Below are 25,286 nucleotides of genomic sequence, written 5' to 3' on the forward strand. Positions count from 1 at the left end.
GGGCGGTTTTTTTTTCGCCGGGGGCAGACCTGGCGCATTGCCGATGCTGGCCTTTTACCCGCTGTCGCATTCGCCTCTTGCCATGACGTAGGTGCAAGAAGATGGCCGCGTTATATACCCCTCATTCAGCCCGATACAGCAGTTCGCGACACCGCTTGTCGCAAATCAAATGGAGTTGTCAGGAGAAGATCATTCCACGACGAAATTTGACAGTGGCCCCAGAACGCGCGGTGCCGCTTGTGGCCCACTCGGCCCCGACCGACCACGGAGGGAGGCGAGCACAGGAGGTGCGAACGCCAGTCAATCGTCCTGACTTCCCGTTGTGAAAAAACATGAAAATGCGCTTCAAAGCTCCCTTGCTGTGTGCCAGCGTGCTGGCTGGCATCGCAATCTTTTCTGCATCCCAGGCCATGGCTGCAGGACGTGCGTACGACACGCAGGAGGTCGCCTGCAACGATCCGGCAGATGCGGTCTGTCTGTCGTGGAACCTGCAGACCGCTCCGGGCGGATCCCGCACGGCCGGCATCAATGTGACGCTGATGGAGGGCGAGAGCATTTCCGGCGTCGTCAAGCCCAAGGCAAACCGGTACACGACGACCAAGCTGCGCGCCAATCCCGACCTGGACATCTACATTGGCATGGGCTTTGAACCCACCGAGACGCAGTTCACCTGCAAGGTCGATGAGCTCGAGGAATGCCGCATGAGCGGACGCAATCTGCCGCCGATGCACTTCAAGGTCAGAGCCCGAACCGACACGGCAACACGTCGTTGGGATACGTCTACACCGTCGCCAACTGACGCAAGGGTGATGGCGCAGCAGCCCGGCAAGACGGCGGGCTGCTGCGGTTGCGCGCCTCCGCCGGCGATCACCGCGGCGCCACGTATCCCCCGGGCACGCCCTCCGGCGACAGCACCAGCTGCCACAGCTGCGCATGCCGGCAGCGGAAGCTGGCCATCGATCCGGCCAGATAGAAACGCCACATGCGCCGGAAATGTTCGTCATAGCGCGCGTCCAGCCGCGGCCACGCCGCTTCCACGTTGCGCCGCCAGGCTTGCAGCGTCAGGTCGTAGTCGGTACCGAAGTTGTGCCAGTCCTCCAGCACGAAGCGCCCTTCGAACGCCCGGCTGATCTGCACCGCCGACGGCAGCATCGAATTGGGAAAGATGTAGCGGGCGATCCACGGATCGGTGCGGTGACGCGAAATGTTGCTGCCGATGGTATGCAACAGCAGCAGTCCCCGCGGCGAGAGACAGCGCCGGGCCACGTCGAAAAAGCTGCGGTAGTTCTTGTCGCCCACGTGTTCGAACATGCCGATCGAAAAGATCGCATCGAAAGGTTCACCAAGTTCGCGATAGTCCTGCAACCGGATCTCGATCGGCAGGCCAGCGCACAGCCTGCGGGCGAAGTCGGCCTGCTCCTGCGAGATGGTGATGCCCACGCCACTGACACCGTATCGTTCGGCGGCGAACTTCAGCGCCTCGCCCCAACCGCAGCCGATGTCCAGCACGCGTTGCCCGGGACGCAGACCCAGCTTGCGGCACACCAGATCCAGCTTGGCTTCCTGCGCGCCATCCAGATCGTCGGCATTGCGCCAGTAACCACAGCTGTAGACCAGGCGCTGGCCGAGCATCGCCTGGTACAGGTCATTGCCAAGGTCATAGTGGCGGCGGCCGACTTCGTAGCTGCCCGCCCCGGACTGCAGGTTGAACAGGCGCGCCTTCAAGGCGTCGGCCACCTCGCGCCAGCCGTGCACCCGTTCGTCCAGGTGCGCCTGCATCAGGTGGTACAGGAACTCGTCGAGGACGTTGGCATCCCACCAGCCGTCCATGTAGCTCTCGCCCAGGCCGAGTGAGCCGTGCGCGATGACCCGCGCGAAGAAGCGCGGGTCATGCATCTGGATATCCTGCGGCCGGGTTCCATCGATCTGGACCCCGGCCTCGTGGAGCAGGCCGGTGACCCGCTCCTGCAACCCTGTATCCACGTCACCTCCTCGTCTACGGTTACCCGCGTGCGAACAGCTCCACGTAGTCCTTGGCCACGTGTGGCAACAACACCGAAGCCGGCACATCGGCGGTCTGGGTGCCGTCCGAGTATGGACCCACCTGGTAGGGCGGGAACACGAAGCGCAGCGCGGTGATCTGTCCCTTGTCGTCGGTCAGCGGCTGGAACTGGCTGAAGTTGTCGGCCTGCGGACCGGTGCCGTCGGCGATCATCCGCGAGGCATTGCGCAGCGATTCCTGCAGCTGCGACGGGTCCATGTCCTCGCCGCTGAGGCGGGTGGCCACACGCTCGCGCAGCTGGTCGGCGACGAAATCGCTGATCGCTTTCCATCCCTTGGCATCGGCCACCAGCTTCTCGGCGCTCAGCATCTGCTGCTGCGCGGGCAGCCACACGAAACGAGCAACCAGCGGTTCGCCATGGGCGCCGCCGGTGTAGCGGCTGCCGTCGGCACTGACCACCACCAGCTGCGGCGTCTCCAGCAGCTTCTCGAAGCTCAGCGACAGCTCATAGGGCATGGTCGGCTTGTCGTTGCCCAGCCCGTCCAGCGCCTGCTGCAGATCGCTGCGGGCGGAGGTGGCATAGGCCTGCAGCGCGCGTGCCAGGCCCGGATAACGATCGATGCCCGCCGGGTAGCTGATGCCGACCACTTCACGTTCGTTGTTCTCGATCACATCGCGCAGATCCAACGGCGCTTCCGCCGCGGGTGCCTCGGCGGTGCCGGTGGTTTCGGCCGCAGGTGCGGCATCGGTGGCCGGAGCCGCCTCGTTCTCGCGCTGGCAACCGGCCAGCAACAGCACGCCCATAGCGCCGGCCAGCACGCTGGCGTGCAGTGGCCGGTTGTTTCCAATCTTCATCGGGATCCCCTGTTCATGTTCATGCATCATCGCCTGCCCTGGCTGAAGGGTGGCCCGCTGGATTCAGCCCACAAGCAGATCGTGGTACTCCTCGTGCCGCTGCAGGAAGGCCTCGGCATAGGCACATGCCGGCACCACCTTGTACTTCTGCTCACGGGCGAAACGCAGTGCGACCCGGGTCAGCTCACCGGCAATGCCGCGGCCGGCGATCGGCTCGGGCACTTCGGTATGGGTGATGACCATCCGCCTGCGCTTGATCTGGTACTCCAACAGTGCCACCTGCCCACGCACACGGGCGGTGAAACGGTGGTTGACCTGATCGTGTTCGACCTCGTAAGCCAGACCGGGGGGCGTGACCGAAGCCATGGGACTGTCTCCTGCGGCGACTGCGTGGATGGTGCGCACGCGGGCGCCATGATCGCGTGAAGTCTGAACAGGGACAAGTCTGCGCCCGTTGCGTCAGTTGTTGCCCTCAAGCTTCAGGCCAACCGGCCGCTAACCCCTCTGCAGGGGTGCGCCAGCCTGGCATGCCCCTTGCGACAGTTGACCAAGCGATCTGCCGTGGAGGCCCGTGATGCACCCCAGCGATTCCCAAACCGATACCGATCACGCCCTGCTGGAGGGCCTGCTGCAACTGGCCGTGGAGGGACAGACCGAAGACCAGGCGTTCCAGAGCATCGGCGAGGAAGTCTTCTCCCGCCTGCTCGATACCTACGGTCAGCAGACCCGGGCCTGACCCGGAGCGGGGCCGCAGCCCCGGGGGTCGGATCCAGTGGATCCGACCCCGGCCACCCTCAGCCGCCGCCGAGGCGGAAGGTCGGGTTGGACAGTTCGCGCAGGAAGTGACTGAAGATGCTCGGCTGCATGGCCAGCATGAAGATCACGCCGAACGCGGCACCGGCCAGGTGCGCGCTGTGGTTGATGCGATCGCCACCGCGCTTGTCCATCCAGATGCTGTAGCCGACGTAGAACGCGGCATAGACGATCGCCGGCGCCGGAATGAAGAACACCAGGATGATCGACCACGGCTTGATCAGGATGAAGGCGAACAGCACCGCCGACACCGCCCCGGACGCACCGAGGCTGAGGTAGTTCGGGTTCTTCTGGTTCTTCAGGTAGCTGGGCAGGATCGAGACCAGCAACGCACCGACGTAGAACGCCGGATAGACCAGGTAGCTGCCGGTCAGCTGCACCATCACGCTCTCGATGAACCCCCCGAAGAAGAACAGGGTGATCATGTTGAAGATCAGGTGCGACCAGTCGGCATGGATGAAGCCGTAGGTGATCAGGCGGTCGTACTGGCGGTGGCGATCCACCGCCGGCGGCCACAGGATCAGGCGGTCGGCCAGCTTGCGGTTGTTGAACGCCATCCACGACAGGATGGCGGTGATGGCGATCAACAGCAGATTGACGGGGGTCATGTCAGGCTCAGGCGGTGCGGTAGTTGTCGACCATACGATAGCGTCGTGCATACCAACCAAAGGCCAACGCCGCGATGAAGGCGAAGCCGGCGAAGAAGAACATCAGGAATGCCGCCTCGCTCAACCCGGTCCCCGCGATCTGGTGGGTCACCGTCTCGTTGCGTACCGCCGCATTGGACAGCAGCACCCACAGGTTGCCGATGGTGGTGGTCAGGTTCCAGAAGCTCATCACCACGCCCTTCATCGCCTGCGGGGCCTGGCTGTAGGCGAACTCCAGGCCGGTGGCCGAGACCAGCACCTCACCGAAGGTCAGCAGCGCGTACGGCAGCATCTGCCAGAAGATCGACATCGCATTGCCGCCATCCATCACCACCTGGATGCCACCCACCACGATCCAGGCCAGGCCGCTGAAAGCGATGCCGGCGGTCATCCGGCGCAGCGCAGTGGGCTCGAAACCGAAGCGGCGCAGGGCCGGGTACAGCACCAGGTTGTTGAACGGAATCAGGATCATCACCAGCAGCGGGTTCAGCGCCTGCATCTGCGAGGCGGTGAACCAGCTCGGCATCTGCATCTGCTGGCCCTGCAGCACCCAGGTCGAGGCTTTCTGGTCGAACAGCGAGAAGAACGGCGTGGTCAGGGCGAAGATCACCAGCACGCGCAGCACCGAGCGCACGCCTTCCACGGCTTCGGCCGGATGCTGGCCACGCGCGCGGTCCAGCTGCAGCCAGGTGCCACCACCGATGCCCGCCAGGATCGAGACCAGCGCCAGGCACAGGCAGATCACGATGCCGAGCGAGCCGACCAGGCCGAACGAGGCCACCGCCAGCACCAGGCCGAGCACGGCGATCACCAGGCCCGGACGGCCCTGGCCGGCCACCCGCGTGGTCAGCGCGGTGCGCACCACATTGGCGAACGAATGCGGGTCCTTGGGCGGCAACGGCACCAGCACGTAGCGCTTGCGGCCCAGCCAGAACACGAAGGTGGCGATGAACATCAGGATGCCCGGAATACCGAACGCCCACTGCGGGCCCCAGTTCTTCAGCACCAGCGGGATCAGCAGCGAGGCGAACAACGAGCCGAAGTTGATGATCCAGTAGAAGGCGTCGAAGACGATCTTGGCCAGGTGCTTGTTGCTCTGGTCGAACTGGTCGCCCATGAACGAGGCCACCAGCGGCTTGATGCCACCGGCGCCCAGCGCGATCAGGCCCAGGCCGAGGAAGAAGCCGCCACGGCTGCCCTCGAACAGCGCAAGGCACAGATGGCCCATGCAGTAGACCAGGCTGAACCACAGGATGGTGTGGTACTTGCCGAAGAACTTGTCGGCCAGCCAGCCACCGAGCAGCGGGAAGAAATACACGCCGATCATGAAGCTGTGCATGATGTCCTTGGCTTCACCGGCACGGCCTTCGGCTGTGATTTCCTGCAGCAGCAGGGAGGTGATCAGGAACTGCACCAGGATGTTGCGCATCCCGTAGAAACTGAACCGCTCGCAGGCCTCATTGCCGATGATGTACGGGATCTGGCGCGGCATCTTTCCCTGGCCGGCGATGGGGGCGACTGCGTCGTGGCTCATCCTGTAAGGCATTCCTGCAAAACGAAAGGCGCAAGAGTACCGGAACCTGTGCGTGCGAAGCACGCTGCAGGGCTGCATGACAGGCGCGCCAAAGCATGGCAGGCATGTGCGGCCCTGCCGGAAGTCACGGAACCTGCACGGCAAAAGCGTAAACTTATCGTTATGCGCCCCCTCCCCTTTGCCCGCATCCTGTCCAGCTGCCTTGCCCTCATGCTGGCCGTGCCTGCATTGGCACGACCGCAGGCGCCGCCGGCCGCCAGCCTTGCCACGGAGGTGCGGCAATTGACCGTCGCCGCGCTGGAACTGCCCAGCCGTGATGAAGGGCAATGGAAGCAGCGCCGCGAACAGGTGCTGCAGCTGCTGACCGATCTGCAGCCGGATGTGATCTCGGTGCAGCAGGTCCTGCAGCAGCAAGGGCGCAACCCGGCCTGCTGGTTGGCCAGCCGGCTGCGCTACAGCTGCGATTTCGTCACCGCAGACCCGCCGAGCCAGCCGGTCCGGCATGGCAACGCGATGCTCAGCCGGCTGCCGGTCAGCGAGGACGGCGTCACCCTGCTGCATCCGCCGGGCACCTTCAGTGCCGCCGGCATGATGCGCCTGCGGCTGGGCGACAACGAGGTCAACGTCTACGTCGCGCGCCTGCGGCCGGAGCCGGATGAGGCCACGGCCCGACAACATCAGACCAGCGACCTGATGACCTGGATCGGCGCCACGGCCGAGGGCATGCCGAGCCTGATCGCCGGGGATTTTTCCGCAAGCACCGTCGAGCTGGTGCGCAGCACCCCCGGCTTCCAGCCGGCCCGGCGCAATCCCGGCGCACCGGCGGCCAGCGGCGGCGGCGCCAGTGGCCATGGGCTGGATGTGCTGTTCCAGGTCAAGCATTTCGGCGGCATCCGCCAGCAGGCGATCATGCTGCCCGCCGATGGCGACCTGCCCGGCCTGCGCCTGGGCGTGATGGCGACGCTGCGGCTGCAGGACGTGGCTGCCACCACCGAATGAGAACCATGAGGTTGCCGGCCAGCGGCCGGCACTACTGATGCGCAAACAAAAAAGGCCGGGGTCTCCCCCGGCCTTCTGTTGAAGCCGCCGGGCATGGCCCGGCGCTACCGTTCTCAGGCAATCGCTTCCTGGTAACGACGCTCGACTTCGTTCCAGTCGATGACGTTGAAGAACGCGCCGATGTATTCCGGACGACGGTTCTGGTACTTCAGGTAGTACGCGTGTTCCCACACGTCCAGGCCGAGGATGGGGGTGTTGCCTTCCATCAGCGGGCTGTCCTGGTTGCCGGTGCTCTCGACCACGACCTTCTTGTCCGGGGTCACGCTCAGCCATGCCCAGCCGCTGCCGAAACGGGTCAGCGCAGCCTTGGTGAAGGCGTCCTTGAACTTGTCGAAGCCGCCCAGGTCCTTGTCGATGGCCTTGGCCACGTCGCCCACCGGGTTGCCGCCAGCATTCGGAGCCATCACGGTCCAGAACAGCGAGTGGTTGGCATGGCCGCCACCGTTGTTGCGCACCGGACCCTGCAGGTTCTCGGGCAGCGACTTCAGCTTCTTCACCAGTTCTTCGACCGGCAGGTCAGCGTACTCGGTGCCTTCCAGCGCCGCGTTGACGTTGTTGATGTAGGTCTGGTGATGCTTGGTGTGATGGATTTCCATCGTCGCCGCATCGATATGCGGTTCCAGCGCGTCGTAGGCGTAGGACAGCTTGGGCAGGGTGTAGGCCATGATGCATCTCCTGATTGCGAGGGCACCCGACGGTGTCGGGCGTTGCGCGGTGAATGATGGGGACAGACCGCCAGATTACCAAGGGGGATGTAAAGGAAATTACGTCCTGCAGGTGAGCATGCCGGCAATTGTTACGCAGCGGTGACGCGGCGCGCGCCCTCATGCAGGGTGCAGCGCGCAGGCGCTACAGTGGGCGCACCACCCTCGCCTGCTCCTGCCCATGCGCAACCCCCGGCTGTTGATCACTGCCATCGTCCTGCTGCTGCTCGGCCTGGTCGTCAATCATTTCCTGCAACGGCCACCGCCGCCGCAGTTCGCGCCCGACCTGCAGGGCACTCCGGCGGCCAACGCACCGGCGCTGCGCAGCAACAGCAACAGCGACAGCGACAGCGGCCTGCCCGGCTTCCTTCCGGCCGAGGCCCGCCAGACCATCGCGCTGATCCAGCGCGGCGGCCCGTTCCCGCATCGGCAGGACGGCAGCACCTTCGGCAACCGCGAACAACAGCTGCCACAGCGCCCGCGTGGCTACTACCGCGAGTACACCGTCGACACACCCGGTGCAGGCAACCGCGGCGCGCGGCGCATCGTCACCGGTGGCAACCCGCCCGATGCCTGGTACTACACCGATGATCACTACGAATCGTTCCGCAGCTTCACCGTACCGGCCTCCGGAGAACGCCCATGAGCCACGATGATTTCGGCCTCGGCCTGCATGACATCAACAACGCCGGCGTCTACGCGATCGACAGCTCCGATATCAGCGCGCTGTCGGCAGCGATGCGCGATGCCGACCTGAAGGTGATCCGGATCGACCTGGAGGGCGTGGGCGACAAGCGCACCCTGCTGGCGCGGCTGGCCGCCCAGCTTGATTTCCCTGCCGGCTTCGGCGGCAACTGGGACGCCCTGTCTGACAACCTGCGCGACCTGCAATGGCTGCCGGCCCATGGCTATGCGCTGTTCCTGGCCGACGTCGATGCCCTGCGCGCCGGTGCAGGCAAGGAGTTCGACACGCTGCTGGACATCCTGGATGAAGCCAGCCGTGACTGGGTAGGTCGCGACGTCCCGTTCTGGGTGTTCCTGTCACAGAGCGAATGACCTGGTAGAGGCCGGCCTTGGTCGGCATGCACGTGAAGCCCGTGGATCATCCACGCATGGCGTGGATCTACCCGGTGCAGCTGGATGCACGGTAGATCCACGCCATGCGGGGATGCGGCACCCTACCGGCTGCCGTTATCTTCCTGCAGCTCTTTCTTGAACGGGATATCCGGCGGCGGGCGCGCCACTGCCGGCTGGTCCTGCATGTTCGGATCGGTGAGGCCACAGCCGCCACCGGCCTGCAGGATCGAGATCACGCAGGAAATCTTCGTGCTGGTACCGGGCAACGGAATCTCCATTGCCTTGACACCCTTGCGCACCCATTCGGCGAGCAGCGATTCCTGCGGCACCCAATACTTGTCGAACGAGGTAGGCGTGTAGTCGTACGGCGGCCGCTTCAACCATTTGCCGGACTCGGCGATGCGCTCCTTGCTCCAGCCGTCGTTGGCCCCACCGGGTGCGCCACGCTCGGCCTTGCCGGCCCCGTCCTGGCCGGCCACGCGTACGCTGCCGTCAGCGTTGAACAGACCATCGCCCTTGCCCGCACTGGTTTGCGCGGCGCCTTGGTTGGCACCGTCGCGATTGCGGCTGGAGGCGCCCCAGTCGTCACCGCGGGCGGGCGTTGCCCAGTTGCCCGGGGCCGGTGCCGGACGGGCGCCCGCCTGTGCGGCGGCGGTACTGGTCGTCGCAGGGCGCGCCACGCTGGCGCTGTTCTGGGCCGAACTGCCGGCGGGTGCCGGCGTCGGCGTGGTCGCACTGCCTGCCGCAGTCGACGCGGCAGGTTGCGGAGCGGCAGCAACCTCCCGTTCGCGCACCTGCACTTCGCGCCCGGCAGGCGCACGCACCGTGGGCTCGCGCCCTGCGACGGTGGCCATGCGCACCTGCGGATCGGTCATCGCCTGCACTTCGCGCTCGCGCACCTGCACGTCGCGCTGCGGCACGCGTACCTGGATGTCGGTGGTGCGCATCGGCTGCGGCGCCACCGGCGCTTCAACCGTGCTGATTTCGCGCTCCTGCACCTGTACATCGCGCACGCGGGGAGCCTGCACTGCCACCTCGGGCGTGCGTACCGGCGTTGCTATCGGCGCAGCCTGTACCGGCTGCACGCTGCGCTCGCGCACGGTCGGAATGGTGTCGCGAGGCACGATGCTGACCTCGGTGCGCGGCAGTGCGACCGGCGGCACCACGAATTCGGCGGTCGCCTCTACAACTTCGGTGGCCTGTACCGGTGAGGGCGGCGGTGCGGCCACCGGCGCCGGCTCCACCTCGGGCGGCGGCGGCACGCTTGCGGTCGGTGCCGTGGCAGCGGCAGTGGAAGACGGCGCAGGTGCAGACGGTTGCGGCCGGGGCGCTGTCGCCGCTCCGGCATCCTGGCCTGCGGCTACGGCACCGGCCTCTGCGGCGGCAGCCGCCTCGGCACCGGGCTGGTCGCCGCCGCCTTCCTGTGCAGCACGGCCGACGAATTCAATCTGCACGCGCTCACCCTCGCTGCCCTGCTCGTCCGGCGAAGACGTGCGGATCACCGCCACCCAGAGCAGCAGCAGGAAGAACAACAGATGCAGCAACGCGCTGAGCAGCGCCGAGGTCCAGCGCATCCAGCGCTGGTCACGCGGCGCCGGATCCCAGTCCTGCCAGAACAGGCGGCGCAGGGAAGCCCATGGCCCCAGCCCCGGCAAGCGCCCCGGAGGCCCGGGCAGCGGCCGCGGCAGCAGCACTGCAATCACCTCGCGCGCGTGGAACGGACGCGGCAGCGGCGTCAGCGTCCGCAGCCAGATCGCCCAGCCGTACGGCAGGCCAGTGCTCTTCTCGAGGATGGGCGGTCGCTGCTGGCGCGCCAGCAGCAGGTCGATGAGTTGCTCGGCTCTGGGCAGAGGCACGCGTTGGCGATCAGGCGGCGTTGCCGCGCGGAATATACGGAGCGTGGCCGCTGTCGTGATCGGTAGCGTCACGCACCGCAGTCACCCCCGGCACACGGCCCATCAAGGTCTTCTCGATGCCCTGCTTGAGGGTGACGTCGGCCATGCCGCAGCCCTGGCAGCCACCGCCGAAGCGCAGCAGCACCACGCCGTCGGCCGAGACTTCCTGCACGGCGACCTTGCCGCCGTGCGACGCGAGCTGCGGATTGACTTCGTTTTCCACCACCCAATGCACGCGCTCGACCAGCGAGGCGGCATCGCCGGGCGCTTCGCCCTTGATCCGCGGCGCCTTGATCGTCAGCTGCTGGGTACCAGCGGTACCGGGCACGATGTCGATCTCCGCGCCATCGAGCCAGCCAACGCTGGTGGCGTCCACATAGAGGGTGAAGCCATCGCAGTCCACCGCCCACTCGTCGCCGAGCAGATCGGTCGGCTCGGCGAACTCCAGCCGGGCGTCGGCACGCGGGGTGCCAGGATCGACCGCACTCAAGCGCACGCCCATGCCGGGCACGCCCTCGCGTTCGATCAGCTTGCGGAAATGGGTCTGGGCAGTGTCGGAGATCTGGATCATCAGGCTATTCTAGCCAAGTAAGCGTCAGCCGCTCATTCGTTTTATACACCGGCCGGCGCATTGTTCAGTCAACACGAGGTGGAGGAACCCATGGCCGACCTGATTCCGCTGGCACAGGCCCGTTGCGTGCCGCGCAAAGGCAGCGACCACAAGCTGGGCGAGGCCCGGCTGGCCGAACTGCTGCCGCAGGTTCCCGGCTGGGAGCTGACCGAGGCCGGCCAGGCGCTGGTGCGCACGTTCCGCTTCAAGGATTACTACGCCACCATGGCCTTCGTGAACGCGCTGGCCTGGATCGCCCACGGCGAGGACCATCACCCGGACCTCGGCGTCCACTACGACCGTGCCGTCGTCCGCTACTCCACCCACGACGTGGGCGGCCTGAGCGAGAACGACTTCATCTGCGCAGCGAAGACTTCGGCCCTGACGGAGCAACTGAAATGAACGTGCGATTGCTGAGCCTGTCCCTGCTTGCCGTGACCGGCCTGGCCGGCTGCGGCACCTCCGAACCGCCGGCAGCACCGGCTGCGGCACCCACCGAAGTGGCTGCGGTGAAAACCCCGCCGCCGCAATACCCGCTGGAACTGGCCTGCACCGGCGTGGGCGGCACCAGCACCTTCAAGGTGGTGATCGGCACCGACGGCAAACCCAGCGAGGTCACCCTGCTGACCGGCGCGGGCAACCCGCAGCTGGACGATCTGGCCAAGACCGCCGTGCAGGGCTGGCAGTTCAAGGCAGCCACCCGCAATGGCGAGGCCGTGCCGGCCACGATCCAGGTGCCGGTCAGCTTCAACCCGCCGCAGCCCAAGCCGGACCAGTGCTTCGCCATCGAAGAAAGCCTGCGCCGCGGCGGCTGATCGCCTGCCGGTGACGAGGCCAGCCGACGCCCGCCTCGCCTTTGCCGCCCCGGCCCGTGCCGGGGCGATTGCTTGATGACAAGGAACGCGTCGGTACATGCTGCAGATTCCCCCCGAAAACATCTGGATCGCCCTGGCGGTCACCCTCGCTGCGGGCCTTGCCACCGCCATCGGCAGCCTGCTGGTGCTGTTCTCGCGTCGCCCCAATCCGCGCCTGCTGGCCTTCGGCCTGGCCTTTGCCGGCGGCGCGATGGTGTACGTCTCGCTGTCGGAGATCCTCAACAAATCCATCGCCTCGTTCGCGCTGGCCTATGGTGAACGCACCGGCTTCACCTACGGCACCCTCGCCTTCCTGCTGGGCGTGGTGGTGATCGTGCTGATCGACCACTTCATTCCCAACCCGCATGACAGCCTGGACAAGCAGGACCCGGCCTTCCGCGAGAACAGCCGCGAATACCTGAAGCGGGTCGCCCTGCTGACGTCGGTGGCGATCACCGCGCACAACTTCCCGGAGGGGCTGGCGACGTTCTTCGCGACGCTGGAGAGCCCGTCGGTGGGCATGCCGCTGGCCTTCGCCATCGCCATCCACAACATTCCCGAGGGCATCGCCATTGCGGTGCCGGTGTACTTCGCCACGCAGAACAAGTTCTATGCGTTCGCCGCCAGCCTGCTGTCAGGCCTGGCCGAGCCTGTGGGCGCGGCAATCGGCTATGTACTGCTTTCCGGCTCGCTGTCCCACGCCACGTTCGGCTGGGTGTTTGGCCTGATTGCCGGTGTGATGGTGTTCCTGGCGCTGGACGAGCTGCTGCCGGCGGCCAAGCGCTACGCCAAGGGCCACGAAACCGTGTATGGCCTGGTGGCCGGCATGGGTACGCTGGCGATCAGCCTGGTGCTGTTCAAGTGGTGAGGGATTTCCGGCCAACGGGCTGAGCCCCCTCGCGGCTGGCACCCGAACCTTTCTGAATGGTCCCGGGCGGGGTCAGTTCGCGGGGGACGCCGTTAATCCGTCCCTGGAGGCTTGGCCGCGGCATCCATGCCGCGGACACCCCCGCGAACTGACCCCGCCCGTGCCCCTCATTTTTCCGTGCGTGCCAGCCGCGCGATGAAAGGATTAAAAGCGAAGCCCGCGCTGCGCGCGTGAGTCGAGCGTGGCTCGACTCTACAAAGGCTGCGTGCAGCCTGGGGTCTACGCTGCGGCTGTCGGGTCCGCCTTGTAGCGAGCCGAGCACCGCAAGTCCGGCGAGGGCGAAGAGGCGCGGGTGTTTGAGCGCAGCGAGTTCCGCGCCGCCCCTCGGCGGACCGAGGAGCACAGGGCACCGGCGCGCAGCGCTGGCTCGCGGATGGCGGCGTGTTTCTTTGGTTACTTTCTTTGCACGAGCAAAGAAAGTGACAAGCCCACTTATCGCAGGGAAACGACGGCTCCAGCCAAACGCCCGGCGCCGCCGAACCGCCCTTAGCGAAGTCGATCCAGCGCCTCGACCAGCTCATCGGCCAGCGGCGCGTTCAGCACATACGGGCTCTTGCCATCGTCCAGCGCGAACTCCAGCGACGCGGCATGCAGGAACAGGCGCTTCAGCCCGATCTGCTCACGAAGCCGCTTGTTGACCGCAGGATCGCCGTATTTATCGTCACCGGCTACCGGATGCCCCAGATGCTGGGCGTGCACGCGGATCTGGTGGGTGCGGCCGGTTTCGATGCGCACCTCGCAATAGGAATGGCCGCCCTTGCGCTCCAGCACCCGGAAATGGCTGATGGATTCCTTGCCGATCGCGTTGACCTGCACATGACGCTCGCCGCCCTGGCGCAGGCCCACGTGCAACGGCGCGTCGACCGTCATCACCCCGTCCGGCATGCGCCCGGCCAACAGGGTCAGGTAGCGCTTGCGGATACCGGCGCCGTGGTCTTCACGCAGCAGTGCCTGCAGCTCGCTCAGTGCCGAACGCTTCTTGGCCACGATCAACAGGCCCGACGTGTCACGGTCCAGCCGGTGGACCAGCTCGAGGGTCTGCCCGGGGCGCAGAGCGCGCAGGGTCTCGATAGCGCCGAAGCTGATGCCGCTGCCACCATGGCTGGCGACGCCCGTCGGCTTGTTCAGCGCCAGCAGCCGGGCATCTTCGAAGACGATGGCCTGCTCCAGCCGACGCATGAACGCCTCGGGCGGACCCGCCTTGTCTCCCTCTTCGCTGAGACGAACCGGCGGTATCCGCACTTCGTCGCCGGCCTCCAGCTTGCGCTCGGCCTTGGCGCGGCCGCCATTGACGCGCACCTGGCCGCTGCGGACCAGCTTGTAGACCAGGCTGCGCGGGGCACCCTTGAGCTGGCCGAGCAGGAAATTGTCCAGGCGCTGGCCGGCGCGGTCGGCCGGAACGGTGATCATGCGCACGGAAGGCTTGTCGCCGGCCGGCTTGGTGGGGTCTTGTGCAGTCATCAGCCTGTTTATTCTGTTACACTCGGGGGGCGAGATAAGGGATTGATTTCGTTGGAAGTTACTCAGGGCCAGAAGCCCCGCTTCCGACGAATCCGGCACAGTGCGCGACCACCGCCCGCGGGGCGGCCATGTTAGCGGCTCACCGGCGTTCCCGGCCATCGCCGATTGCCTGACACGCAGTCGCGCTGAACATGTCCCGTGCGGCGCTCCAGCCTGGCTGACAGCTGCCTCCGGCCCTGCAACACCCAAAACCAGAAAATTGAAGCGCTCCCGCGGCCTGCCGTGGTGTCGTAGCGCTGGAAACCCAAGTCGCCCTCCCCGCGCTTGCGCGAATGGGCGGCGAGCCGTGTCCAGAGGCGAAACTCCATGGCGTTCCGCGCGGTAGCCGCTTGCGAGGAACGCAACAATGAAGCGAATGCTGATCAACGCCACGCAGGCTGAAGAGCTGCGTGTTGCCATCGTGGATGGCCAGTCGTTGTATGACATCGACATCGAGCAGCCGTCCAAGGAACAGAAGAAGTCCAACATCTACAAGGGCCGGATCTTCCGCATCGAGCCCTCGCTGGAAGCGGCCTTCGTTGAATACGGTGGTGGCCGCCATGGCTTCCTGCCGCTGAAGGAAATCTCCCGCGATTACTTCCAGGCCGGTGTCGACCACAACAAGGCCGGCATCCGCGAGCTGCTGAGGGAAGGCCAGGAAATCGTCGTCCAGGTGGACAAGGAAGAACGTGGCAACAAGGGCGCCGCCCTGACCACGTTCATCTCCCTGGCCGGCCGTTACATGGTGCTGATGCCCAATTCCCCCAGTGCCGGCGGTGTTTCCCGTCGCATCGAGGGTGAAGACCGGGCGGCCCTGAAGGACGCTCTGGACAAGCTGAACATCCCCGACGAAATGGGCGTCATCATCCGTACCGCCGGCGTCGGCCGCGATGCGGAAGAGCTGCAGTGGGATCTGGATTACCTGCTGAACGTCTGGCGCGCCATCGCCGAAGCCGCCCTGAGCAAGCCGGCCCCGTTCCTGATCTACCAGGAATCGCGCCTGATCGTGCGCGCCCTGCGTGACTACCTGCGTGCTGACATCGGCGAGATCCTGGTGGACACCGAGGAAATGTACGAGCACGCCAAGGAGTTCATGCAGCAGGTGATGCCGCAGACCCTGCGCAAGCTCAAGCATTACAAGGACGACATCCCGCTGTTCAACCGCTTCCAGATCGAATCGCAGATCGAAGGCGCCTACGAGCGCAACGTGCGCCTGCCGTCGGGTGGCTCGATCGTGGTCGACCAGACCGAAGCGCTGACTGCCGTCGACGTCAACTCCTCGCGCGCCACCAAGGGCAGCGACATCGAGGACACCGCGTTCCAGACCAACTTGGAAGCGGCCGAGGAAGTGGCCCGTCAGCTGCGCCTGCGTGACCTCGGTGGCCTGGTGGTGATCGACTTCATCGACATGGCCTCCAACAAGCACCAGCGTGAGGTCGAGAACCGCCTGGCCAACGCGCTGAAGTACGACCGTGCACGCGTGCAGGTCGGCCGCATCTCGCGCTTCGGCCTGCTGGAAATGAGCCGCCAGCGCCTGCGCCCGAGCCTGGGCGAATCCAGCCAGATCGTCTGCCCGCGTTGCGACGGCCATGGCCGCATGCGCAGCGTCGAGTCGCTGTCGCTGTCGATCATCCGCGTCGCCGAAGAGCATGCGATGAAGGAGAACACCGGGCAGGTGCTGGTACAGGCCCCGGTGGAGATCGCCAATTACCTGCTGAATGAAAAGCGCGGCGCGCTGGGCGAAATCGAGAAGCGCCACGAGGCGCCGATCGTGATCGTTGCCGACGAACAGCTGCACACCCCGCATTACACCGTCACCCGCCTGCGCGACAACGAGCTGGGCGAGGAAAGCGGCAAGCCGAGCTACCAGCGCGGTACCCCGCGCAAGCTGCCGGTGCACGCGCTGACCAAGGGCCAGCTGAACATCCCGCCGCCGATGGTGACCCAGGTCAAGCACAACTCGCCCGCCCCGGTGCGCGAGGAAGTGGAACCGGTCGCCGCCCCGGCACCGGCACCGGTGGCCGCAGCGGCCCCGGCAGCCGCCGCCAGTGGCGGCGTCGTCGGCTGGCTCAAGCGCATCTTTGGCGGCGAGCCCGCTCCCGCTCCTGCGCCGGCACCGGCCGCGCGCCAGCAGCAGGATGGCGGTCGCCGTGACCGCAACAAGGATCGCAACAAGGACCGCAAGGACCGTCGCGAGGACAGCCGTGGCAACGGCGGCAATGGCAATGCGCAGCAGCAGAAGGACGGCGGCAACCGCAAGGACCGTGGTGAGCAGCGCAAGGATGGCCGCAACGGCGGCAGCCAGGCCAATGGCAATAATGGCCAGCAGCAGCCGCAGCAGCAGGGCAAGCCGAAGGATGCCCAGCAGCCGCAGCAGCAGAACAAGCCGCGCAACGAACAGGGCCAGGGGCAGCAGCAGCCGAAGCTGAAGCAGCCGAGGCAGCCGCGCCCGCAGGACGGTGACAAGCCGGCCGAGAAGTCGCAGCGTGCCGCTGCCGAAGCCCCGGCCGATGTCGTGACCGCTGCTGCTGCCGTGGCTACCACGACTGCGGTTGCGGCCACGGTTGCGGTGCAGGAAGAAAAGGCACTGGCACCGGCCGTCGCCACTGAAAACGTGGTCGACACTGTCGCGGCCGTGGACACCGCCGCAACGACCGATGCCGAGGTCGTGGTTGCGACCGGGGCTGCCGAGGATGCCGCAGGCGATCAGACCGGCGAAGGCGCAACCCGCCGCCGCCGTGGCCGTCGCGGTGGTCGTCGTCGTCGTCGTGGTGGCGCCGAGAACGCTGCAGGTAGTGACGTACTGGGTGATGACCTGGACGACGGCGATGATGCCGAAGGCGAGGACAACGACGGCGATTCGGTCGAGCAGACCGCCCCGGCTTCGGTCGGCGCACCGGCAGCCGCCGTGCAGCCGTCGCGTTCGCAGCCGGAATTTGATTTCGATGACGAAGTCGAGCCGGCCGCCGCTGATGCCGGCAAGCCGGCACGTGCACCGGTTGCAGTGGCCGCCGCGGTTGCGCCGGTCGCTGCCGTAAGCAGTGCCGTGGTCGAGGCAGCCGCTCCAGTGTCCGCCGCAGTGCAGACTCCGGCTCCGCTGGAAGCAGTTGCCAAGGTCGAACCGGCCCCGTCGCCGGTGCAGACCAGCATGCTGGATGCCATCGATGCAGCGACGCCGGTGCAGCCCGCGCCTGAAGCGGCTCCGGTGATCGAGGCGAAGCCGCCGGTGGTCGAGACCGCTGCTGCGATCGAAGCCGCTCCGGTCGCTGAACCTACCGCGGTGGTCGAAGCTGCACCGGTGGCCGAGCCGAAGCCGGTGGTGGCCGATGTTGCGCCGGTGGTTGAAGCTGCTCCGGCAGTCGAACCGAAGGCCGAGGTTGAAGTCGCCCCGGTCGCCGAGCAGCCCGCAGCCACGGTGGCTGTCGAGGCCGCACCGGTGGACGCCGCTGCGCCGGTCGCCGATGCGGTCGTGCCGGCGCAGGTCGACCCGATCGCCGATGGCCATGCCGACGCTGCCGCACAGGCCGCCGACGCGCAGGCGTCGGAAGAAGACGAAGACGCCGGCAAGCGCACGCCACCGGTCGCCTGATCGATCCTTGATCGGCAACAACGAAACGGCGGGGATCGATGATCCCCGCCGTTTCTGTTTGTGACGTATCAGATGCCGTAGCGAACGCTTGCCGCGTCGCCACGCGAGGCCGCTATCAGGGCTTCGGCGCGAACTGCAGCCGGGTCCACACCCCGTAGTGATCGGAGGCCCAGCGGCCGCCGTCATCAGGCTGGTCGAACAGGATCTTCGCTTCGCGCGCGACCATCTCGTCCTGCTGGAAGAAGATGTGGTCGATCCGCGACGGCGCCTGGTAGTAATGGCGGTTGAGCGTGCTCACACCCGCCAGGTCGGTGTTGACGTGCACGCTGCCGTAGCTGTCGCCGTAGTGGCTGCGCAGTTCGCTCAGATCGCCGGCATCGACCAGGGCGTTGAAGTCGCCGGCAATCACCACCGGTGCCCCCGCAGAACTGCCGGCGATGAAACGCAGCAGATCCTCGACCTGGCTGCGGCGGATGCGCTGGCCGGCGTCGTCACTGCGCTCGTTGAGATGGGTGGCATAGACATTGACCGGCCTGCCCTCCACGTCGATGCGCAGATGGGCCACGGTGCGGTAGTCATCCAGCGGCAGCAGCAGGTGCTCGCCATGCGCCAGGATCGGGCGCCGGGTCAGCAGCGCATTGCCATAACGCTTGGGTGCACCCACCGGATCGGTGGACACGAATACGTACCGGTAGCCGAGCTGGCTGGCCAGCCACTGCGCCTGGTTGCGCACGTTGCGCTTCTGGATCACCTCCTGCAGCGCGATGGCATCGGGCTGCAGGCGCTTGAGCTCGGCCACGATCGTGCGACGACGGCTGGGCCAGTCCTCGCGGTCGTGGTGCAGGTTGAATGTGACCATGCTCATGCCGGGTTCGCCGACCGCTGTGGCCGCGTCAGCCGCGCTGGCCGGCTCAGCGGCTGGCGCCAGCCCGGGGAGGGCCAGCGCGATCGCCAGCCCCAGCGCGCAGAAACCGCGACCGATTCCGAGCGGACCTGGCATGCTTACTTTTCCTTGCGTTCGGCGCGGCGCACCGCGCTGGGCACATCGATCTCGACCCGTGCCGGCAACTGGTGCACATGCAGCTCGTTGTTGACCCATTCCGCCGCCTCGCCGTTGACCGTGGCCTGGCCCGGCTCGCCTGCATACGGCCATGGCAGCACCACGCCACCGGCCGGCGGCACCAGCCCGGGCTGCACTTCCAGCACCAGCTGCTTGTCGCTGCGCTGCAGGCGATAGTTGAGCTGCCCCTGCGGCGTGCGCAGGCCCTGCACGGCAATGCCCTCGCCCTGCAGCCACGCCACCGGAATACCGGCGGCCAGCACCAGCGCCTCATCCGCATCGCGGTTGTAGCCGAACATGTCCAGCGCCGAACGGACGAAGTCCGAGGCCACCCAGGCATGCGGCAGGTCACCCACGAAGAACGGCTTGCGGGGCGTGCGCGAGACGACCTCGGCCCACTGGTTCCAGGCCTGCGGCGCACGATCCTTGAAGAAGAACTCGGTGGCCTGCCAGGCACGATCACGCCATCCCAGGCGCACGAACGCGGCGACGTTGCGCCATTCGTACGGCGTGTAGTCCTTCCATTCGCGCTTGCCATCGCGGCGCGCGACGAATTCGTTCCAGTAACGCTGGAAGGTCGCGTCCAGCGCCTCCTGCGGCAACCGCCCCTGCTCGCCGCCGGGCGCCAACGCGATCGTGGTGGAGGTGGCGTCGAAGTCACCCAGCTCGGCCGAGCCCGGCAGGTAATCAATGCGGTGCTGCTGCATGGCCGCCAGCAGCGAGGCCTGCAGGTCATCACGGAACTGATCGCGCGATTCGCTGATCTGCATCGCCTCGACCTTGCCCAGCTGCGCCGCCAGTTGCGCGGCGTCCTTGTAACCACGCAGCGCCCAGAAGTTGTCCCAGTACGAATGCATCGGCTTGGCCGAATAGCCCTCGTGGCTGATCGAGGCCGGCATCATCCCGTAGAAGGCAGGATTGCGCGCGCGGTTCTCCTCGGTGCGCTCGCTGCCGCGCAGTTGCTCCATGTAGCTGTAGGCGCCCAGCACATGCGGCCACATCTGCTCGAGGAAGGCCGTGTCGCCGGTATAGCGGCCGTACTCGGCGATGTTGTAGATCAGTTCGCCGTGGCTGTCGTTCTCCGGCACCGGGTCGCTGCCACGCGCATCGACGCAGCACGGCACCTTGCCGTTTTCAAACTGATAGGGCGCATACCAGGTCACGTAGTCACGCACGGCATCGCTGCGCCCCATCCGCAGCAGGCCTTCGGAGATCATCGCGCCATCGCGGATCCAGCTGCGTGCATAGGAGCGCGTACCAGGCTGCAGGCGCGGGCCGACCCGCGAGATCAGCATGTGCGCCACCGCGGTGCGCAGGGTTTCCACCAGCGGTTGGCCGGCGGCGGGCACCTGCAGGGTCACCACGCCCAGCTTGTCGCGCCACATCGTCGCCACCTGCTGCTGTGCCTTGGCCACGTCCAGCGCCTGCGGCGCCCAGCTGCCGGTCTGCGGCAGCACGATCGCCACCTCGCGGCTCTGCCCGGGTTCGAGCTTGATCGTGTACAACAGTGCGCCGGACGCCATGCCGGTCGGGTCCTTCACCGCAGTAGTGCCGGGCAGCTTGCCGCTGGCCAGGTGCATCGCATCCAGTTTGCCGTCGAAGCTGCTGGCAAAGCGCGCATCCGGTACCTGCAGGGGATACAGCCGCGGTTCGCCATTGATGCGCACCAGCTGCTCGCCCACGTCCAGGCTGTCGATGGGGCTGAAGCCGCCCACGGTGTTGAGGAACTGGGTGGGGGGATTGACCTGCCACGGGCGGATCGCCAGGGCCAGGGTGTATTCGTGCGCGACCTTGTCCGGATTGCTCAAGCGGTAGCGCCCGATCAGCTGCGCGCGTTCGGGCGTGCCCTGCACGAAGCTTGTCACCGAAAGGCCGGCCTTCTCGTGCACCCAGTCGACCGTGGCGATCGGCAGGTAACGATCCTGCAGTGACTGGCTGATGGCAACGTTCGACCAGTCAAGCAGCTTGCCGTCGAGGCGGATGAACGGCTCGATGCTGAAGCTGCCCTTGGCCGGCTCCAGCGCACCGTCCTCGCTGATCAACGCCTGTTCCTGGCCACCGTCCAGGCCAAGCAGCGTCCAGTACGGCTGCTCGCCAACGTAGGCGCGCGGCAACGCGCCACGCGGCAGGTCGGCCGCCACCGAGGACAGGAAGGCATTGGGAGTCGCGGCGAACGCCAGCGGCTTCAGGGTGATGTCACGGATGCCGTAGCGCCAGTTCGGCCCGCCCTGCAGGTCGAAACGCACGTAGCGCGCATCGGTGTCGGGCAGTGCCAGCCAGTCCCGGCCTCCGGCACCTGCGGTCACTTCGCGCACGGTACGCCAGTCACGGCCATCCTCGGAGGTACGCACGGTGTAGCGGTTCGCTTCCAGGTCGGGCAGCCAGTCGATTACCGCACCGCCGATCTCGCGGCTCTTGTGCAGGTCCAGGCTGATGGTCTGCTGCTTGACCCCACCGCTGATCCAGAAGGTATCGGACTTGCCGTCGATCATCCGGTCCTGCAGCGCGGTTGCGGTATCGGCGATCACCGAGGGCCGCAGCGCCGAATCATCCTGCGCGGGCAGCCCCTGCAGGGTCAGCTTGTCGAAGCACACGGTACCGCGGCCGCCGACCTTGCTGTAGATCGTGAATTCCATCGACGCACTGCGCGCCATGTCCTTCTCTGGCGATGGCCCCCAGGCCTTGTCGATCTGCCGGCGGCGGTACTCCACCGGCGTCCACGCCTTGGGGAAGGCGTAGCCGGGACGGTTGACCCACCACACGTTGTCGCCGCTGGCGTCGATCAGCTTGAACTGCAGGTCATTGGACGGCGAATCACCGCGCAGCTGGAAGCCGAAACGATAGTTGGCCGGGTACTCGATGTTCAGTGGACGACGGATGCCGACGTAACCGGAGACCTCATGGAAGTCGTAATCCAGGCACAGCGCGCGGCCACCGCCAGCGCCACTGACCGGCCGCAGCGAGCCGCTGACCTGGTCGGACAACACCAGCTTCCAGGCGCTGATGTCGTCGAAATCATCCAGCACCTTCGGCGCGGGCAGCGCCGGTGGTGCGGCGATCGCCAGGGAAGACCACAACAGGCCCAGTCCAACGGCGATCGCACGCATCATCCCTTCACACTCCCCAGCAACAATCCTTGGATGTAGTACCGCTGCAGCACCAGGAACAGCGCCAGCACCGGAACCACGGTGACCACTGCGCCGGCCATCATCATTTCCACGTCCATGATGTGTTCGCGCGAGAGGGTGGCCAGGGCCACCGGCAAAGTGTAGTGCTCCTGGTCGGTCAACACGATCAAGGGCCACATGAAATCGTTCCAGGCGCCCATGAAGGTGAAGATCGCCAGCGTCACCAGCACCGGCTTGAGCATCGGCAGCACGATCTGGAAGAAGATCCGCAGTTCCCCTGCCCCGTCGATGCGTGCCGCTTCCAGCAGCTCATCGGGAATCGAGCGGGCGTACTGGCGCACCAGGAAGATGCCGAACACGCTGGCCAGCGCCGGCACGATCACGCCGCCGAAACTGTTGACCAGGCCCAGCTGCTTCATCAACAGGAACAGCGGCAGCATCGCCACCTGTGCCGGGATCACCAGCGCCGCCATCAGCACCTGGAACAGGCGCTCACGGCCGGCGAAGTGCAGCTTGGCGAAGGCATAGCCGGCCATCGTGTTGAGCAGCAGCGAACCGAGGGTGATCGCCAGCGACACCAGCAGGCTGTTGGCGAAGTTGCCGCCCATGCCGGTGCGCGCGAACAGCTCGGTGTAATTGTGCGTGGTGATGCTGGACGGCAGCAGCGGCGGCGGGAAATGGGTGGCCTCGCCCTGCGGCATGAACGACACCGACAGCATCCACAGCAACGGTGCCAGGCTGACCAGGGCCAGCACCAGCAGCGCGCCATTGATCATCCACGGGTGCCAGCGTGACTGGCCGATTTCACGACTCATACCAACTGCCTCTTGCGGCCAAAGCGCAGCATCACGGTGGTCACCGCCAGGATGATCAGGAACAGCAGGAACGCCACAGCCGAGGCGCGTCCCAGGTTCCACCACTTGAAGCCTTCCTCGAACATGAAATACAGCACGCTGACGGTGCTCTGCAGTGGGTCGCCGCGGGTCATCACATAGGGTTCGGCGAACAGCTGGAAGTAACCGGATACGGTGATCACCCCGACCACCAGCAGCACCGGGCCGAGCATCGGCAGGGTGATGTGCAGGAACTGCTTCCAGCGCGAGGCACCGTCGATGCGCGCGGCCTCGTAGAGGTCATGCGGGATCGCCTGCAGGCCGGCCAGAAAGATCACCATGTTGTAGCCGAAGTTCTTCCACACCGCGAACAGCATGATGGTCGGCATCGCCCAGTTGGGATCGCCCAGCCAGTCGATCGGGCTGATGCCAAGATGGCCCAGGCCGTAGTTCACCAGGCCATAGCTGGTGTGGAACAGGTAGCGCCAGATCACCGCCACCGCCACCAGCGTGGTCACCACCGGGGCGAACAGCGCGGTGCGGAACAGCGCCTTGAAGCGCGCGGCCGGGGCATTGAGCAGCATCGCCGCGCCCAGCGATACGCCGATCGACAACGGCACGCCGATCACCACGAAATAGGTGGTGTTCCACAGCGACTTCCAGAACATCGGGGTCTGCAGCAGGTCGATGTAGTTGCCAAGACCCACAAAGCGCAGGTTGCTGCTGTCGGCCAGCGCATACAGGTCGAAGTCGGTCACGCTCAGCGCCAGCGCCGAAGCCACCGGCAGGCCGAAGAACACACCAAGCACGATCAGCGAGGGGCCGGCGAAGATCCAGCCGGCAAGCGAAGTACGTTTCATTGCGGGCTCCCGGCCGCGACTGCACTGGTCGAACCCGAGGGGGGTGCGCTGCGCTGCAGGCGTTGTTGTTCATGCATCCAGCGACGCTTGGCCAGCACCTTGTCCACGCGCTGGTCCAGTTCGGCCACGGCCTTGTCCTGCGGCAGGCCACCACGCACCACCTGTTCGGTGACGATGCGCATTTCCTGCACGATGCGCTCCCATTCGAGCACCTTCGGGGTCGGCTTGACCCGCTCCAGCTGGTCTCGGAAGGCGGCGGCAAGTGGATCGTTGGCCAGCGACGGCGCATTCCAGGTGCTGCGACGCGGCGGCAGGTCGCCGATGATCGCGTGGAAGCGCGCCTGGATTGCCGGCCGCGACAGGAATTCGATCAGCTTCCAGGACGCTTCCTTCTGCTGCGACTTGCGGAAGATCACCAGGCTGGTACCACCGGCGATGCCCGCGCCCGGACCGTCCGGACCTGGCAGCGCGGCCGTGCCCCACTGTCCTTCCAGTTCCTTCGGCTGCAGCTTCTTGAACTCGCGGATGTTCCAGGGGCCGGAAATGTAGAACACGTTGAAGCCACGGAAGAATTCATCCCAGACGTTGGAGATCTGCGTCTCGGACATCTTCGGCGCCCAGCCCTGCTCGAACATGTTGGCGTAGAACCCCAGCGTGCGGCGGAAGCCGGGGCTGGAGAAATTGCCACGGGTGTCGTCGTCGCGCAGCAGCGGATCGGGCTGCTGCAGGGCCAGCGACAGCTGCTGCTCGAACTCGTTGATCGGCATCAGCACCGCATAGCGGTTCGGGCCCTGCATGCGCTTGATCGCGGCCATCTGCTCGTCCCATTCGGCCCAGGTACGCGGCGGATGGTCGAAGCCGGCCTTGGCCAGCAGGTCCTTGCGGTAATAGATCAGGCGGGTATCGACGTACCACGGCACCCCGACCAGCTCGTCGTGGATCACGTTGGTATCCCAGATGCCCTGGAAGTAGTCCTTCGGATCGACAACGGTGGAATGCTGCACGAACGGCTGCAGCGGGGTCAGCGCGTTGAGCTCGGCGAACTCGGGTACCCAGGTGTTGCCCAGCTGGCACACATCGGGCAGGCCATCGGCGGCAAATGCGGTCAGCAGCTTTTCGTGCGCGGCCGTCCACGGGATGTTCTGCACATCGACCTTGATGCCGGGGTTCTCCGCTTCGAATTCGTGGATCAGCTCGCTGACCACTTCGGCCTCGCGCCCCATCGCCCAGAAGCGCACGGTGGTGGTGCCCTGCTCCTGGCGGGCACAGCCGGCCATGACCAGCGCGGCCAGTGCAGGCAATGCCCAGCGTCGCAGGCGGTGTTTCCAGTCGTGCACC

At 66.3% G+C, this 25,286-nt stretch carries 22 protein-coding genes; 8 read left to right on the forward strand and 14 right to left on the reverse strand.

Going from position 1 to position 25,286, the window contains the following annotated elements; translation table 11 throughout:
- Window positions 1–867: 867 nt before the first annotated feature.
- Genes cfa through CLM74_RS14185 form a run of 3 tightly spaced genes read right to left on the reverse strand, consistent with a single transcriptional unit; the run spans window position 868 to window position 3,223 of the window.
- Window positions 868–1,983, reverse strand: coding sequence for a cyclopropane fatty acyl phospholipid synthase (gene cfa, locus CLM74_RS14175; protein WP_105164365.1), 1,116 nt, complete (start codon window positions 1,981–1,983; stop codon window positions 868–870).
- A 19-nt stretch (window positions 1,984–2,002) separates the two neighbouring features.
- Window positions 2,003–2,884: a DUF3298 and DUF4163 domain-containing protein gene (locus tag CLM74_RS14180; protein WP_105165031.1), complete on the reverse strand. Its 882-nt coding sequence runs from the start codon at window positions 2,882–2,884 to the stop codon at window positions 2,003–2,005.
- A gap of 36 nt (window positions 2,885–2,920) precedes the next feature.
- Window positions 2,921–3,223 (reverse strand): GNAT family N-acetyltransferase, encoded by a 303-nt coding sequence (locus CLM74_RS14185; RefSeq protein ID WP_025876743.1) that lies wholly within the window; start codon window positions 3,221–3,223, stop codon window positions 2,921–2,923.
- 208 nt (window positions 3,224–3,431) lie between these two features.
- On the opposite strand from CLM74_RS14185, the gene CLM74_RS21670 reads away from it, so the two are divergent.
- Window positions 3,432–3,593 carry a hypothetical protein gene (locus tag CLM74_RS21670; protein ID WP_167552091.1) on the forward strand — a complete coding sequence of 54 codons (162 nt, stop codon included), beginning with the start codon at window positions 3,432–3,434 and terminating at the stop codon, window positions 3,591–3,593.
- Between the two features lie 58 nt (window positions 3,594–3,651).
- Here the strand turns inward: CLM74_RS21670 and CLM74_RS14190 are convergent, their stop codons facing one another.
- On the reverse strand, window positions 3,652–4,278 hold the full coding sequence (locus CLM74_RS14190) for a rhomboid family intramembrane serine protease (RefSeq protein ID WP_025876742.1): 627 nt from the start codon (window positions 4,276–4,278) through the stop codon (window positions 3,652–3,654).
- Window positions 4,279–4,285: 7 nt separating this feature from the next.
- Entirely contained in the window at window positions 4,286–5,851 is a 1,566-nt protein-coding gene (locus CLM74_RS14195; RefSeq protein ID WP_025876741.1) for an oligopeptide:H+ symporter, read from the reverse strand.
- A gap of 162 nt (window positions 5,852–6,013) precedes the next feature.
- Here CLM74_RS14195 and CLM74_RS14200 point away from each other — a divergent pair, with 162 nt between their 5' ends.
- A complete protein-coding gene (locus CLM74_RS14200) occupies window positions 6,014–6,850 on the forward strand; it encodes an endonuclease/exonuclease/phosphatase family protein (protein ID WP_105164366.1) in 837 nt (278 codons plus the stop codon).
- A gap of 113 nt (window positions 6,851–6,963) precedes the next feature.
- On the opposite strand, the gene CLM74_RS14205 is transcribed toward CLM74_RS14200, so the two are convergent.
- Window positions 6,964–7,575 (reverse strand): superoxide dismutase, encoded by a 612-nt coding sequence (locus CLM74_RS14205; protein WP_005410310.1) that lies wholly within the window; start codon window positions 7,573–7,575, stop codon window positions 6,964–6,966.
- 220 nt (window positions 7,576–7,795) lie between these two features.
- Between CLM74_RS14205 and CLM74_RS14210 the strand changes: the two genes are divergently transcribed.
- Together CLM74_RS14210 and CLM74_RS14215 are read left to right on the forward strand one after the other, a co-directional pair.
- Window positions 7,796–8,260 carry a ribonuclease domain-containing protein gene (locus CLM74_RS14210; RefSeq protein WP_105164367.1) on the forward strand — a complete coding sequence of 155 codons (465 nt, stop codon included), beginning with the start codon at window positions 7,796–7,798 and terminating at the stop codon, window positions 8,258–8,260.
- Window positions 8,257–8,670: a barstar family protein gene (locus CLM74_RS14215; RefSeq protein WP_032978803.1), complete on the forward strand. Its 414-nt coding sequence runs from the start codon at window positions 8,257–8,259 to the stop codon at window positions 8,668–8,670. The genes CLM74_RS14210 and CLM74_RS14215 overlap by 4 nt, the downstream gene beginning before the upstream one ends.
- A 122-nt stretch (window positions 8,671–8,792) precedes the next feature.
- Here CLM74_RS14215 and CLM74_RS14220 read toward each other — a convergent pair whose 3' ends face one another.
- Together CLM74_RS14220 and CLM74_RS14225 are read right to left on the reverse strand one after the other, a co-directional pair.
- Window positions 8,793–10,547 carry a hypothetical protein gene (locus tag CLM74_RS14220; RefSeq protein ID WP_105164368.1) on the reverse strand — a complete coding sequence of 585 codons (1,755 nt, stop codon included), beginning with the start codon at window positions 10,545–10,547 and terminating at the stop codon, window positions 8,793–8,795.
- Between the two features lie 10 nt (window positions 10,548–10,557).
- The gene (locus tag CLM74_RS14225) at window positions 10,558–11,157 is read right to left on the reverse strand and encodes an NfuA family Fe-S biogenesis protein (protein ID WP_049466593.1); all 600 of its coding nucleotides are present in this window, start codon (window positions 11,155–11,157) and stop codon (window positions 10,558–10,560) included.
- 90 nt (window positions 11,158–11,247) lie between these two features.
- Here CLM74_RS14225 and CLM74_RS14230 point away from each other — a divergent pair, with 90 nt between their 5' ends.
- The 3 genes from CLM74_RS14230 to zupT all read left to right on the forward strand — a co-directional run bounded on the left by CLM74_RS14230 (window position 11,248) and on the right by zupT (window position 12,918).
- Window positions 11,248–11,598, forward strand: a complete 351-nt coding sequence (locus CLM74_RS14230; protein ID WP_105164369.1) for a 4a-hydroxytetrahydrobiopterin dehydratase — start codon at window positions 11,248–11,250, stop codon at window positions 11,596–11,598.
- The gene (locus CLM74_RS14235) at window positions 11,595–12,011 is read left to right on the forward strand and encodes an energy transducer TonB (RefSeq protein ID WP_025876723.1); all 417 of its coding nucleotides are present in this window, start codon (window positions 11,595–11,597) and stop codon (window positions 12,009–12,011) included. The genes CLM74_RS14230 and CLM74_RS14235 overlap by 4 nt, the downstream gene beginning before the upstream one ends.
- Before the next feature lie 97 nt (window positions 12,012–12,108).
- Window positions 12,109–12,918 carry a zinc transporter ZupT gene (zupT, locus tag CLM74_RS14240; protein WP_025876721.1) on the forward strand — a complete coding sequence of 270 codons (810 nt, stop codon included), beginning with the start codon at window positions 12,109–12,111 and terminating at the stop codon, window positions 12,916–12,918.
- Between the two features lie 546 nt (window positions 12,919–13,464).
- Here zupT and CLM74_RS14245 read toward each other — a convergent pair.
- Window positions 13,465–14,439: an RluA family pseudouridine synthase gene (locus tag CLM74_RS14245; protein WP_025876523.1), complete on the reverse strand. Its 975-nt coding sequence runs from the start codon at window positions 14,437–14,439 to the stop codon at window positions 13,465–13,467.
- A 406-nt stretch (window positions 14,440–14,845) separates the two neighbouring features.
- On the opposite strand from CLM74_RS14245, the gene CLM74_RS14250 reads away from it, so the two are divergent.
- The gene (locus CLM74_RS14250; RefSeq protein WP_105164370.1) at window positions 14,846–18,067 is read left to right on the forward strand and encodes an Rne/Rng family ribonuclease; all 3,222 of its coding nucleotides are present in this window, start codon (window positions 14,846–14,848) and stop codon (window positions 18,065–18,067) included.
- A 115-nt stretch (window positions 18,068–18,182) separates the two neighbouring features.
- On the opposite strand, the gene CLM74_RS14255 is transcribed toward CLM74_RS14250, so the two are convergent.
- The 5 genes from CLM74_RS14255 to CLM74_RS14275 are packed head-to-tail and all read right to left on the reverse strand — an operon-like array spanning window position 18,183 to window position 25,285.
- A complete protein-coding gene (locus CLM74_RS14255) occupies window positions 18,183–19,067 on the reverse strand; it encodes an endonuclease/exonuclease/phosphatase family protein (protein ID WP_105164371.1) in 885 nt (294 codons plus the stop codon).
- Between the two features lie 2 nt (window positions 19,068–19,069).
- Window positions 19,070–22,237 carry a discoidin domain-containing protein gene (locus tag CLM74_RS14260; protein WP_105164372.1) on the reverse strand — a complete coding sequence of 1,056 codons (3,168 nt, stop codon included), beginning with the start codon at window positions 22,235–22,237 and terminating at the stop codon, window positions 19,070–19,072.
- Window positions 22,234–23,070, reverse strand: coding sequence for a carbohydrate ABC transporter permease (locus CLM74_RS14265; RefSeq protein WP_105164373.1), 837 nt, complete (start codon window positions 23,068–23,070; stop codon window positions 22,234–22,236). The genes CLM74_RS14260 and CLM74_RS14265 overlap by 4 nt, the downstream gene beginning before the upstream one ends.
- Window positions 23,067–23,948, reverse strand: coding sequence for a sugar ABC transporter permease (locus tag CLM74_RS14270; protein WP_025876513.1), 882 nt, complete (start codon window positions 23,946–23,948; stop codon window positions 23,067–23,069). The genes CLM74_RS14265 and CLM74_RS14270 overlap by 4 nt, the downstream gene beginning before the upstream one ends.
- Entirely contained in the window at window positions 23,945–25,285 is a 1,341-nt protein-coding gene (locus CLM74_RS14275; protein WP_093821257.1) for a sugar ABC transporter substrate-binding protein, read from the reverse strand. Before CLM74_RS14275 ends, CLM74_RS14270 begins: the two co-directional genes overlap by 4 nt.
- Between the last annotated feature and the right edge of the window lies 1 nt (window position 25,286).

Source organism: Stenotrophomonas sp. MYb57, assembly GCF_002966815.1.
GTDB classification, from domain to species: domain Bacteria; phylum Pseudomonadota; class Gammaproteobacteria; order Xanthomonadales; family Xanthomonadaceae; genus Stenotrophomonas; species Stenotrophomonas indicatrix.

What these genes read in the sequence shown, in the direction of transcription:
- CLM74_RS14265 (WP_105164373.1), bottom strand. Translation starts at nt 23,070, where the DNA reads ATGAGTCGTGAAATCGGCCAGTCACGCTGGCACCCGTGGATGATCAAT.
- CLM74_RS14190 (WP_025876742.1), bottom strand. Translation starts at nt 4,278, where the DNA reads ATGACCCCCGTCAATCTGCTGTTGATCGCCATCACCGCCATCCTGTCG.
- CLM74_RS14210 (WP_105164367.1), top strand. Translation starts at nt 7,796, where the DNA reads ATGCGCAACCCCCGGCTGTTGATCACTGCCATCGTCCTGCTGCTGCTC.
- CLM74_RS14250 (WP_105164370.1), top strand. Translation starts at nt 14,846, where the DNA reads ATGAAGCGAATGCTGATCAACGCCACGCAGGCTGAAGAGCTGCGTGTT.
- CLM74_RS14260 (WP_105164372.1), bottom strand. Translation starts at nt 22,237, where the DNA reads ATGATGCGTGCGATCGCCGTTGGACTGGGCCTGTTGTGGTCTTCCCTG.
- CLM74_RS14195 (WP_025876741.1), bottom strand. Translation starts at nt 5,851, where the DNA reads ATGAGCCACGACGCAGTCGCCCCCATCGCCGGCCAGGGAAAGATGCCG.
- CLM74_RS14230 (WP_105164369.1), top strand. Translation starts at nt 11,248, where the DNA reads ATGGCCGACCTGATTCCGCTGGCACAGGCCCGTTGCGTGCCGCGCAAA.
- CLM74_RS14205 (WP_005410310.1), bottom strand. Translation starts at nt 7,575, where the DNA reads ATGGCCTACACCCTGCCCAAGCTGTCCTACGCCTACGACGCGCTGGAA.
- CLM74_RS14270 (WP_025876513.1), bottom strand. Translation starts at nt 23,948, where the DNA reads ATGAAACGTACTTCGCTTGCCGGCTGGATCTTCGCCGGCCCCTCGCTG.
- CLM74_RS14235 (WP_025876723.1), top strand. Translation starts at nt 11,595, where the DNA reads ATGAACGTGCGATTGCTGAGCCTGTCCCTGCTTGCCGTGACCGGCCTG.
- CLM74_RS14245 (WP_025876523.1), bottom strand. Translation starts at nt 14,439, where the DNA reads ATGACTGCACAAGACCCCACCAAGCCGGCCGGCGACAAGCCTTCCGTG.
- CLM74_RS14180 (WP_105165031.1), bottom strand. Translation starts at nt 2,884, where the DNA reads ATGCATGAACATGAACAGGGGATCCCGATGAAGATTGGAAACAACCGG.
- CLM74_RS14255 (WP_105164371.1), bottom strand. Translation starts at nt 19,067, where the DNA reads ATGCCAGGTCCGCTCGGAATCGGTCGCGGTTTCTGCGCGCTGGGGCTG.
- CLM74_RS14225 (WP_049466593.1), bottom strand. Translation starts at nt 11,157, where the DNA reads ATGATCCAGATCTCCGACACTGCCCAGACCCATTTCCGCAAGCTGATC.
- CLM74_RS21670 (WP_167552091.1), top strand. Translation starts at nt 3,432, where the DNA reads ATGCACCCCAGCGATTCCCAAACCGATACCGATCACGCCCTGCTGGAG.
- CLM74_RS14200 (WP_105164366.1), top strand. Translation starts at nt 6,014, where the DNA reads ATGCGCCCCCTCCCCTTTGCCCGCATCCTGTCCAGCTGCCTTGCCCTC.
- zupT (WP_025876721.1), top strand. Translation starts at nt 12,109, where the DNA reads ATGCTGCAGATTCCCCCCGAAAACATCTGGATCGCCCTGGCGGTCACC.
- CLM74_RS14185 (WP_025876743.1), bottom strand. Translation starts at nt 3,223, where the DNA reads ATGGCTTCGGTCACGCCCCCCGGTCTGGCTTACGAGGTCGAACACGAT.
- CLM74_RS14215 (WP_032978803.1), top strand. Translation starts at nt 8,257, where the DNA reads ATGAGCCACGATGATTTCGGCCTCGGCCTGCATGACATCAACAACGCC.